10 protein-coding genes are annotated in these 11,331 nt (G+C 53.4%); all 10 read left to right on the forward strand.

Features of this window, described 5'->3' with window-relative positions; genetic code table 11:
* Window positions 1–427: 427 nt before the first annotated feature.
* The 10 genes from ACYVAC_RS21190 to ACYVAC_RS21235 all read left to right on the forward strand — a co-directional run bounded on the left by ACYVAC_RS21190 (window position 428) and on the right by ACYVAC_RS21235 (window position 11,253).
* The gene (locus ACYVAC_RS21190) at window positions 428–1,261 is read left to right on the forward strand and encodes a MotA/TolQ/ExbB proton channel family protein (RefSeq protein WP_461099813.1); all 834 of its coding nucleotides are present in this window, start codon (window positions 428–430) and stop codon (window positions 1,259–1,261) included.
* A 69-nt stretch (window positions 1,262–1,330) separates the two neighbouring features.
* Window positions 1,331–1,957, forward strand: a complete 627-nt coding sequence (locus ACYVAC_RS21195) for an ExbD/TolR family protein (protein ID WP_461099814.1) — start codon at window positions 1,331–1,333, stop codon at window positions 1,955–1,957.
* 67 nt (window positions 1,958–2,024) lie between these two features.
* Window positions 2,025–2,561 carry an ExbD/TolR family protein gene (locus tag ACYVAC_RS21200; protein ID WP_461099815.1) on the forward strand — a complete coding sequence of 179 codons (537 nt, stop codon included), beginning with the start codon at window positions 2,025–2,027 and terminating at the stop codon, window positions 2,559–2,561.
* Between the two features lie 4 nt (window positions 2,562–2,565).
* Window positions 2,566–3,390 (forward strand): energy transducer TonB, encoded by an 825-nt coding sequence (locus ACYVAC_RS21205; RefSeq protein WP_461099816.1) that lies wholly within the window; start codon window positions 2,566–2,568, stop codon window positions 3,388–3,390.
* Window positions 3,391–3,395: 5 nt separating this feature from the next.
* Window positions 3,396–3,617 (forward strand): hypothetical protein, encoded by a 222-nt coding sequence (locus ACYVAC_RS21210; protein WP_461099817.1) that lies wholly within the window; start codon window positions 3,396–3,398, stop codon window positions 3,615–3,617.
* The gene (locus tag ACYVAC_RS21215; RefSeq protein WP_461099818.1) at window positions 3,607–4,545 is read left to right on the forward strand and encodes a PstS family phosphate ABC transporter substrate-binding protein; all 939 of its coding nucleotides are present in this window, start codon (window positions 3,607–3,609) and stop codon (window positions 4,543–4,545) included. Before ACYVAC_RS21210 ends, ACYVAC_RS21215 begins: the two co-directional genes overlap by 11 nt.
* An 88-nt stretch (window positions 4,546–4,633) precedes the next feature.
* Window positions 4,634–6,406, forward strand: a complete 1,773-nt coding sequence (locus ACYVAC_RS21220; protein WP_461099819.1) for a tetratricopeptide repeat protein — start codon at window positions 4,634–4,636, stop codon at window positions 6,404–6,406.
* Window positions 6,407–6,578: 172 nt separating this feature from the next.
* Window positions 6,579–7,166 (forward strand): adenylate kinase, encoded by a 588-nt coding sequence (locus tag ACYVAC_RS21225; protein ID WP_461099820.1) that lies wholly within the window; start codon window positions 6,579–6,581, stop codon window positions 7,164–7,166.
* 40 nt (window positions 7,167–7,206) lie between these two features.
* Window positions 7,207–8,217 (forward strand): GTPase ObgE, encoded by a 1,011-nt coding sequence (gene obgE, locus ACYVAC_RS21230; protein ID WP_461099821.1) that lies wholly within the window; start codon window positions 7,207–7,209, stop codon window positions 8,215–8,217.
* A 57-nt stretch (window positions 8,218–8,274) separates the two neighbouring features.
* Complete coding sequence (locus ACYVAC_RS21235; RefSeq protein WP_461099822.1) at window positions 8,275–11,253, forward strand: sialate O-acetylesterase; 2,979 nt, start codon at window positions 8,275–8,277, stop codon at window positions 11,251–11,253.
* The last annotated feature ends 78 nt before the right edge of the window (window positions 11,254–11,331 follow it).

Here is an 11,331-nt window from a genome sequence, read left to right on the forward strand (position 1 = left end):
TATGGAATAGGGGGGCCATCGGCATCATTGAGTTGACACAAGTCACGGCGTGAATTAGACTGGATTACAAAAATTTAATAATTCCTTTATGAACAAGGCCCCTCCCTAGCCCGTCGCAGCTCCATGGTATCGATCTTAGGCAAAGCCACTTTGGTGGGCGATTGAGAGACAAGGTTTTACCGGTGTGGGCAGGTCATGGCTGGATGATTTTTCAAAAAGTTATATCCAACTAATTATTGGCCAACTCCCATTGAAGCGCAAAATTTGACGAATCGGGTTGCTTTGTATTCGTTAGAAAAACCATAGTTTTGTGGAGGTTTCAGTGTGTTTCCGTCAAATTTTTGATGGGAGAAACCGAAACAGTTAAATTTTTCGCTTTTTTTACCGGGCAAACCAACTTTCATTTTAACCCTACAGTCCAGTTCCAATGAAAACACAAACTCCTTCTCCAGCACCAGCCAAAGCATCGGCACCCAAGAAAAAGTCAGGAGGTCTTAACCCAGCACTTGTTATCCCCGTGCTGCTCCTGATCGGTATTCTGACGTACATGTTTGTCTTCGGTGATGGTAGCCACTTCCAGGAAGGCGACAACACGAAAGAACCCCTGCCAGGCGATTACTTTGGAACCGTGTACAAGGGTGGATTTATCGTACCAATTCTGTTTACCTGTTTCCTGACCGTTCTTGTCTTCTCGATTGAGCGTTTCATCACCATCGGCCGCGCCAACGGTACGGGTTCGATCGATGATTTCGTTCGGAAAGTGAAAAGCCTGCTCGACCGCAACGAAGTAGCAGCGGCTATCCAGGAGTGCGACAAGCAGAAAGGTTCGATTGGTAACGTGGTAAAAACCGCGCTGGTGAAATATCAGCAACTGGCCACCGATACCAGCCTCGACAAAGAGCAAAAACTGGCTGCCCTGCAGAAAGAAGTAGAAGAAGCGACCACGCTGGAACTGCCGATGCTGGAAAAGAACCTGACCATCATCGCTACGCTGGCTTCGGTTTCGACGCTGATCGCCCTGCTCGGTACGGTACTTGGTATGATCCGGGCTTTCGCGGCCATGGGTGCTACCGGCCAGCCTGACACCGGCGCTCTGTCGACGGGTATCTCGGAGGCCCTTGTAAACACGGCCCTCGGTATCGGTACGGCTGCTATCGCTACGATTATGTATAGCTACTTCACCAGCCGCATCGACGTTCTGACCTACAACATCGACGAGATCGGTCTGAGCATCCAGCAAAACTTCGCAGCCCACTACTAGGCCAGCGTTTTTCAACCGGTACTTAAGTCCGCCCGGTAAACGCCGGGCGGACAGAAACTTAACTCCACTATGCCCGCAGTTAAAATAAAACGCGCCAGTTCCACGGTGGATATGACCGCGATGTGCGATGTGGCCTTTCTGCTGCTGACATTCTTCATTCTGACGGCCCAGTTCCGGTCGCAGGATGCAGCAGCCATTGAAACGCCCTCCTCCATTTCGGGCATTAAAGTCCCCGATAACGACATTATGACCATTGGTCTGGGTCGTGATGGCAAAGTCTATTTCGGAACGGATAACCAGCAAACCCGCATTGCCACGCTCGAAAACATCGCGGCTGCCAAAGGGCTGACGTTCTCAGACAAGGAAAAGAAAGAGTTTGCACTCATGTCAAACTTTGGACTTCCTATCAATCAGCTGAAGTCGTACCTGAGCCTGCCTAAAGAACAGCAGGCAAAAGTTAAGCAGCCCGGTATCCCAACGGATTCGACCGGCGCTGGTGCAAACAACGAGCTGAAAGACTGGGTGTTCAACTCCCGGAAGGCCAACAACAACCTTCGAATTGCGCTGAAAGGTGACAACCTCGCCAAGTTTCCGGAATTCAAGAATGTGCTGGCTACGCTTCAGGCGCAGAATATCAACAAGTTTAACCTGATCACGGGTACAGAAGCCCCACCCGCTGGCTGGAAAGCAGACTAACCCGGTTTAAGACGTTCTGGTGTTCAGCAATGAACCCGCACGTTCTAGACTGTAAACCAAATTTGCCATGGCAGAAATTAACACTGGCGGTGGTGGTGGTAAGCATGATGGTGGTAAGGTACGGTCCAAGAAAGCGTCAACCCGCGTCGACATGACGCCCATGGTTGACCTGGGCTTTCTCCTCATCACCTTCTTCATTCTGGCCACCACCCTGAGCAAACCATCCTCGATGACGCTCAACGTGCCAGATAAGACAAAAACAGAAGAAACTGAACCGATCAAGGCGTCGAACGTGATGACGATCTTCCTCGGGAAAGACAACAAGGCTTACTACATCTTCGGGAAAGCCGCCAACGAAAATCCGGATGTGAAAACCGTTAGCTACGGCTACGAATTTCGCAAAGCCATCCAGGACAACGCCCGCACGGTACCCGGAGACAAGTTTGTCGTTGTGATCAAGCCAACCAAACTCTCGACCTACAAAAACATGGTTGATGTACTGGATGAGATGGCCATCACGAAAACGAAGCGCTACGCACTGGTAGACCAGCTTACCGCCGACGAAAAGGCGATGCTGAAAGACAAAGTTAAAATCGACGTATAACACCATGGCAGAACTAGACCAAAAGGCAACACTCGATGATATCGTGTTTGCCAACCGGAACCAGGCATATGGTGCTTATTCGCTGCGGAAAGAATACCCAAAGACTGTAACCCGGGCGCTGATCATCGGCGGTATCCTGTTTACACTGGGTGTGCTGACGCCAACGATCATCACCGCACTGACGCCGGAAGAGCAGGAGCAGGCAATGGTAGAGGTTGACCTCATGAAGTTGCCACCGCCCCCAATCGATCCGAACGAACCACCGCCACCGCCACCACCACCGGTCGAAATGCCGAAGGTGAACACGGTGAAGTTCCTTCCGCCCGAAGTGAAGCCGGATGAAGAAGTTCCGGAGGAAACGCCACCACCAGCCGTTGAAGAGCTGAAGGAGGCCGTTGCCGCTGAGAAAACGCAGGAAGGTGACCCCAACGCAGAAGAAGTAATCGCAGCGCCCGAAGCCTCGGCTGGCCCCACGAAAGTGGAAGTTGCTGTCGAAGCGGCCCCAAAAGAAGAGGAAATCTTCACGGTGGTAGAGCAGCAGCCTGAGTTCAACGGAGGTATGGCCGCACTTGGTCAGTACCTGTCGAAGAACCTCCGCTACCCAGCGGCTGCCCAGCGTGCTAACGTATCAGGTCGGGTTTTCGTAAGCTTCGTTGTGAATACCGACGGTAGTATCCAGGATGTTCAGGTGCTGAAAGGCCTTGGCTTCGGTACCGATGAAGAAGCACAGCGGGTGGTGAAGGGGATGCCAAAATGGCGCCCCGGTAAACAGTCGGGCCGTCCGGTTCGGGTGAAGTACAACCTGCCGATTAACTTCACGCTGGAATAACTCCTATGCGCGGACAAAATCGAGGTCCAGCGCGGTTCACGCTGTTTATTGCAGTGCTGGCTTCGCTGGCTTACTTGGGAGGAGGCATCGCACTGATGGCCTCCTCTCAGTCTTTTGGTGTGTTTCCGGAAAAAGGTGTACTGCGCTACGGCCTTGGTATATTGCTGCTACTGTATGGCGGTTTCCGGATGTATCGGTCTATTCAACAACTTCGTAATGAACCGTAATAGAAAAGCCTGGCGGTGGCTCTTGCCCTTGACGCTGCTGGCGGGCTGTAACAACGGCAAGACCGAACTCGACAACCCCTCGCGGGGATCAATCACCATTGCAGCCGACGAGTCGTTTCGGCCACTGGTGATGCAGGTGACAGAGGCTTACAAGGGGATATACCCCAACGTAGCTTTCAACATTGTGTACCGGCCTGAGCAGGAAGCAATCAACATGATGCTGCACGACAGTGCCCGGCTCGCCTTCACGACCCGGAAACTGACGGCCAACGAGCAAAAAGCGCTGGATCAGCGAAAAATTATTGGTTCAGCCGTTAAACTCGCGACCGATGGTGTAGCTCTAATCGTAAACCGGGCCAATACCGACAGCCTGATGACAATGAGTGAACTGCGACAGGTGTTTCAGGGACAGCGTAAGACGTGGGCCGACTTAAAAGGCGGTAACCAGACTGCGCCCATCACACTGGTGTTTGACAACAATAATTCAAGCAACCTGAATTTTGTGATGCACACCTTTGGCCTGACGAATGTTAACAACCTGCGCATTTTCACCACGAAATCGAATCGGGATGTAATTGACTATGTGCGGAAGAATCCGTCGGCACTGGGTTTTATTGGCGTAAACTGGATTAGTGACGGCGATGAACCGATAACGGCCGAACTCTCGAAGGATTTACGAGTTATAGGTTTATCGGACAAGGAGAACCCAACCAGGCGCGATGATTACTACCAACCGTTTCAGGAAGATCTGGGCATGCAGCGTTATCCGTTGCGTCGGCCCATCTATGTACTGAGTCGGGAGGCCCATCCCGGTTTGGGTGGTGGACTGGTAAACTACGTTATTCGGGATGCGGGCTCACTGATCATTTACAAATTGGGCTTATGGCCTTCTGTACGATACAATCGGGAGGTAAACCTGCGGAAATAAGGAAGTTTTTCGGTTTAACCGCAATTTTTTAGATTTGTCAATTGTTTAGTACTCAAACACCCATTTTTCTAATTCCAACCTAAAATACATGATGAACAACCAGAAAAAATCGCTGATGACCATCCTGTTTGTCGGTGCCGCTTTCACTACTCCGGTTGTGGCACAGGACGTCCAGCAGGGTCTGAAAGACCTGGAGGCCGAGCGGTTTACGAAGGCAGGTCAGACGTTTACGCAGTTGGCCAGCAGTGCGCCTACGGCTGACAACCAATTCTACCTGGGCTACTACTACCTGAAAAGTGGGCAAGTTGACCAGGCGAAAGCGGCCTTCGAAAAAGGACTGGCTGCCGATGGCAAGAACCAACTCAACAATGTTGGTCTGGCCGGCGTAGCCCTTGTTAAAGGTGACCGTGCCACGGCGAAAACGCTGATCGATAACGCGGTCAACGCCACCAAAAGCAAGAACCAGGACGTGCTGATTCGGGCCGCCGAAATGTATACCCTTTCGGACAAAACGAATGATCCCGCCGAAGCTATTCGCCTGCTGACGATTGCCGACGAAAAGGATAAGAAAAACGAGAACGCTACTATCGAGATGACGATGGGCGACGCATACTTCCTGAAAAACGACGGTGGTAACGCCATCACGAAGTATGAAAACGCCATGGCTATCGATCCAAAACTGGCTGAGGCCAACTACAAAATCGGTCGGCTGTATCTGCGCGGTAAAAACTATACCAAAGCGCAGGATTACTTCAAGCAGGCCATCCAGACCGATCCGGAGTTTGCGCCAACGTACCTGGCTTATGCCGATGCACTTGCCAATTCGCGGGCTTACAAAAGCGCTGCCCAGAACTACGATCTTTATGTTCAGAAGAGTAGTACTACCGACCCCGAGCGTCTGCTCGACGTGGCTCGCTATCGCTTCCTGGCGCAGGATTTCCAGGGTGCTACGACATACCTCGATCAACTGAAAGGGAAAGTAAATAACCCGATCATGGACCGGATGTATGGCTGGGCTTATTACGGGCTGAATCAGCCCCAGCAGGCTGTCGACGCGCTGACCAAGTTTATTGGTGAAGCTCCCAACAAAGTAATCGGTGACGACTACAAATACCTGGGCCGTGCTTACGGTATGCTGAATACGCCCCAGTCGGATTCGCTGAGCATCGTGTACCTGGAGAAAGCTGCTCCGCTGGACTCGATGGAGAACCTGAACCGTGATATCGCTAAAAAATACTACGATATGAAACGGTACAACAAGGCGGCCGATTACTATACTAAAACCATCGCCACGGAGAAAAAGCCGCTCAACAACGATTACCTGTTTAAGGGGCTGGCTAACTACCAGTATGGTTTCCGGGTAGGTCGTGACTCGTCTGAAGCGCCGATGGATACGGCACAGATTCGGATGGCTCGCCAGCTGTACTTCATGCGTGCTGACTCGGCTTTCGGCGAAATGGCTGCCAAAATTGAAGCTGATACGTCGGCAGGCAGCACCTATCCGCTTGCTTACTACTACCGCGGTCAGTCGAACTACTATGCTTACCCATCGGCGGTTTCGCTGGCACGGGGTACGGCCGTTCCTTACTACGAGAAGTTTATCGAACAGGCTACGGCAGAAAAAGATCCTGCCAAACGGGAGTCATACAAGAAAAACCTGATCACATCGTACAAATTCCTGGCTTCGTATAACCTGGCTAAGAAAGACGATGCTAAAGCGAAAGAGTACTTCAACAAAGTACTTGAGCTGGACCCTAACGATGCCGACGTAAAGAAAGCACTGGAAGGGCCTAAAGCAGCTGCTCCGGCGAAAGCCGCTACCAAACCAGCGGCTAAAGCTCCCGCAAAAAAGAAGTCGTAAGTCTTCTTGTCCCATAAAAAAAGCGCAGGTGTTAGCCTGCGCTTTTTTTATGGGACACGGGAAAACCCAAATACCCCATCCCGCACGCTCAGCCACTGCATTATTTTATCAACCTGGCGCTTAACTTTGCGAGCGCAAACGTCTGACCCGATCCGTCCCTTTCGATTACAGTATGCTTAATCTTGTCCTGTTTGGCCCACCGGGTGCCGGTAAAGGCACACAAAGTGAAAAGTTAATTCAGCAGTATAATCTGGTTCATTTGTCTACCGGTGATTTATTACGCTCGCAAATAGCGGCCGGTACCGAATTAGGCCTGCGGGCTAAACAGCTCATGGACCAGGGGCTACTGGTACCGGACGAAGTGGTAATCGGGATGATCGAAAGCAAGCTGCAGGAAAACAAGACAGCCTCTGGTTTTATCTTCGACGGTTTTCCACGCACCGTTCCACAGGCAGCTGCCCTAGATGAGCTCCTGAGCCAGTACAATACATCGATTCGGATTATGGTAGCCCTGAGCGTCGACGATGAAGAACTGACACGTCGGTTGCTGCTACGGGGCCAGACATCGGGCCGCCCCGACGATCAGAACGAAGAGTTGATCCGGCGTCGGGTCAACGAATACAATACCAAAACAAGACCGGTCGCCGACTACTATGCCAACCAGCACAAGCTGGCTGAGATCGGCGGCATCGGCGACATTGATACCATTTTCGGTCTGATCACGAAACAGATTGAACAAAGCGCCGACCGGACAGAGTAAGAACCGACCGACGGGTGGTGTCGTAACCAAGTAACAAGTTATGGCTTCTTCCAACTTCATCGATTACGTCAAAATCAATTGCCGCTCCGGAGCGGGAGGTGCAGGATCTGTGCACTTCCGGCGTGAAAAGCACACGCCCAAAGGAGGTCCCGACGGGGGCGATGGAGGCCGGGGTGGCCACATTATACTGCGTGGTAACGCGCAGCTCTGGACGCTGCTTCACCTCAAATACCGCAAACACGTCAAAGCCGAAAATGGCGTAGCTGGCGAAGGCGGCCGGCGGAGCGGTGCCGAAGGGGAAGACGTGATTCTGGAAGTACCGCTGGGTACCATTGCCCGCAACCCCGATACGGGTGAGCAGCTCCAGGAAATTACAACCGATGGGCAGGAAGTTATCCTGCTGCCGGGTGGCCGGGGTGGATTAGGCAACGATCACTTTAAAACGGCCACTAAACAGGCTCCCGATTACGCACAGCCGGGCGAACCGGGCCGGGAAGAGTGGATTATTCTGGAGCTTAAGCTGCTGGCCGATGTAGGTCTGGTTGGGTTCCCCAACGCCGGTAAGTCGACACTGCTCTCTGTAGTGTCAGCTGCCCGACCCGAAATTGCCGATTATCCCTTTACAACCCTTGTACCCAATCTGGGGGTCGTTGCGTATCGGGACTATAAGTCGTTTGTAATGGCCGATATTCCGGGCATTATTGAAGGAGCATCGCAGGGAAAAGGACTTGGACTGCGGTTTTTGCGGCATATCGAACGTAATTCCGTACTGCTGTTTGTGGTACCAGCCGATAGTGCCGACATCCGACAGGAGTTCAACACACTGCTGAACGAGCTGCGGGAGTATAACCCGGAGCTGATGGACAAAGACCGGCTGCTGGCTATAACCAAAACCGATCTGGTAAGTCCTGAGGAACTGGCGCGTATACGGGAAGAGGTTCCTAAAAACATGCCCGTGGCTTTCATTTCAGCCATCAGCCAACAGGGTCTCGATACCCTCAAAGACATGATCTGGCAACGGCTCAATACCACGCCGGAACCAGTTGAATAAACCTACTGCTCAACCTATCCGGTCGATTTAACGAAGCCGACCACGTTTTTAGTCGCTATGAAACACGTCTCGCTGGCTGCCGGTCTGGTGGTCTGGTTGTTGCTGCCACTAGTAAGCATGGCTCAGATTCAGATTTCGTTTCCGACTGACCGCGCCATTTTTCAACGGAATCAGGCGAATCAGGCCACATTCCGGATTACCGGTTATTACACGACCGGTGTATCCCGAATCGAAGCCCGGCTGACGGCCCGTAACAATCAGGGCACAACGACCAACTGGCAGGTTGTCCAGAACAATCCAACGGGCGGTGTGTATGCCGGCGACATCACCGGACAGGGTGGCTGGTATAGTCTCGAAGTACGGGGCATGAACGGCGACCAGCAGGTCGGCAATTCAACCACTATTGACCGGATTGGTATTGGCGAAGTTTTCATTGTGGCGGGGCAGTCGAACGCGCAGGGCGTTCACCAGGATGCTCCGGTATCGACCGATGATCGGGTCAACTGCGTCAACTATCGCTATCCAAACGATGGTTTTCCGAACGATCCGCCCGTAGCGCAGTTCAGCCATATCGATAACTCCCCCGACTTTACCATTGCCCCGCGCGGGATGGGAACCTGGTGCTGGGGCCGACTGGGCGACTTACTGGCCAGTCGCCTGAATGTGCCTATTCTGTTTTTCAACGGGGCCTTCACGGGTACAGCTATCCAGAACTGGCGGCAGAGTGCTCCGCCGGGTGGGGTAGCCGTTAGCGTCTACGATCCAACCCTGACCTACGCAGCCCGGCAACCGTACATAAACCTCAAGCTTTCGCTGCAATTCTATGCCCACACGCTCGGGGTACGGGCTATCTTGTGGCAACAGGGGGAAGCCGACAACCTGATCAATACTTCGTCGGCCAGCTACACCAGCGATCTCACCTACCTGATCAACCAGAGTCGGCAGGATTTTGGCCGTAACATGAGTTGGGTCGTAGCCCGGGCCAGTTATGGCGACCGGGTACCGAACCGCGTCAACCCGGGTATCATTGCCGCCCAGACCAATATTGTCAACACCGTACCGAATGTCTTTGCGGGTCCATCGACCGACAACATTCAGATTCCCCGGACACGTCCACCACTCAACGATCCGGAAGGCTTTCACTTCGATTACAATGGGCTCGTTGAAGTAGCCAGTGCCTGGAACACAAGCCTCAACGATAGTTTCTTCCAGCAGTCGAGCCCCTTACCACCCGTTGCTTCGCCCACGGTGGGCATTGCCTGTTCGGGCAACAACCTGACAATCTCCGTGAATGGCGAGTACAGTTCATTCCAGTGGGAGTCGGGCGAAACAAGCCGCAGCATAACGAAAGGCCCGGGCCTTTACCGCGCGAAAGTCAAAGATGCACTCGGCAACACGGCTTTCACGAGCTACGTACGCGTGAGCGACACACCTGTTGCCACGGTGGCCGATAACCGCCAGGCAGCCATCTGCGCAGGCAGTAGCCTGGCCCTCACAACCAACTACGATGCAGTACAGTGGGTCAATCAGCAGACTAACACGGTTATAGCCACCAGTCGACAGGTGAACATCAGCACGGCCGGGACGTATCAGGTCCGCTACAACGATGTTAGTGGATGCCAGTTTGTTTCGAATGCGATCAGCCTCTCGGTAAACCCATTGCCGGCTACCCCAACCATCACCGCCGATCGGTCGACGACATTCTGCCAGGGCGACAATACCGTACTGCGCACCAGTGCCCAGAGCGTTCGGTACAATTGGAGCGACGGCCAGCAGGGGCAGGCCGTAACAGTTGGCAAATCGGGCACGTACACCCTGTCGGTAACCGACCAGAATGGGTGTACATCGGCTACCTCCAACAGTATTCCCGTAACGGTTAATCCGTTGCCGGCAAAACCAACCATTGCGACAAACGGACCGACTACCTTTTGTGCCGACCGGACGATTACACTGACCGCCCCCGATGCGGTATCGTATATCTGGACCAGTGGACAGTCGACCAAAACGCTGACCATAGCCCAGTCGGGTAACTTTGGGGTACAGGTAACCAACACGTTCGGCTGCGTTTCGGAGCGTTCCGATATCGTAAACATCACCGTAAACCCACTACCGGCTACCCCATCCGTATCGGCGGCTGGTGCAACCACATTCTGCGCCGGCAACACGGTCAACCTGAGTGCGGCAACCCCATTAAACGTTGTCTGGTCGAGCGGACAGACCGACAAAACCATTACCGTAAGCCAGTCGGGTAACTATGCCGCACAGGCTAAAGATGGCAACGGCTGTTTATCGCCCTATTCGACCGTACTGGCAGTCCAAGTCAATCCGCTGCCGGCTGCGCCTACGCTGCTGACCGATAAGTCGCCCATCCTGTGCGAAGGCGACCGGGTAACCTTCACCGTCAATGGCCCCTACACGGTCTACTGGTCGACCGGCGACACAGCGCGCAGCATCGTAACGAGCCGGGCCGGCCTGTATAGTGCCCGGGTCCGTGACGTCAATGGGTGCCTTTCTACTCAGTCAGGCGCCACCCGCGTTGAGCTTCGGGCCCTACCCCCCGCCCCAACCGTCAACGCTATCGGTACGTTTACGCTCGAAGCCGTAAGTTCGACCAACAGCCCGGTCTTTCTGTGGCGCCGGGGAGCCGATACGCTGGCAGCCCGGACTGCTATCGTCAAGGCTGGCACATCCGGTGCGTACACAGCTCAGTCGTCGACTGTTTATTCGAATACGCTCACCTGCTTCTCGCTGCCCTCGACTGCGTTTACGCTTACCATCGACGAGTCGCTGGCGGGTTTAAGCGTATACCCCAACCCAAGCCCCGACCGGGTGATAACGATTGAGACCCAGCAGGATCTGACCAATGCAACTGTTGCTGTCTACAGCCTGACGGGTCAGTTACTCTACACGACGACCGTACCATCCTTTAACGAACGTCGTCGGCTCGAACTGGCCGGACTGGCGGGCGGAACGTACATTCTGAACGTGCAGGCAGCCGATTATAACGTCTCCCGACGAATTTTAGTGGGCTTGTAATATTCCCCCGTAATCGACCGTTCAATCAAGGAAGGACGCCTTGAAATTTGTATTTTACCGGGAATAGGCCCACCTTGC

Source organism: Spirosoma luteolum, assembly GCF_054778875.1.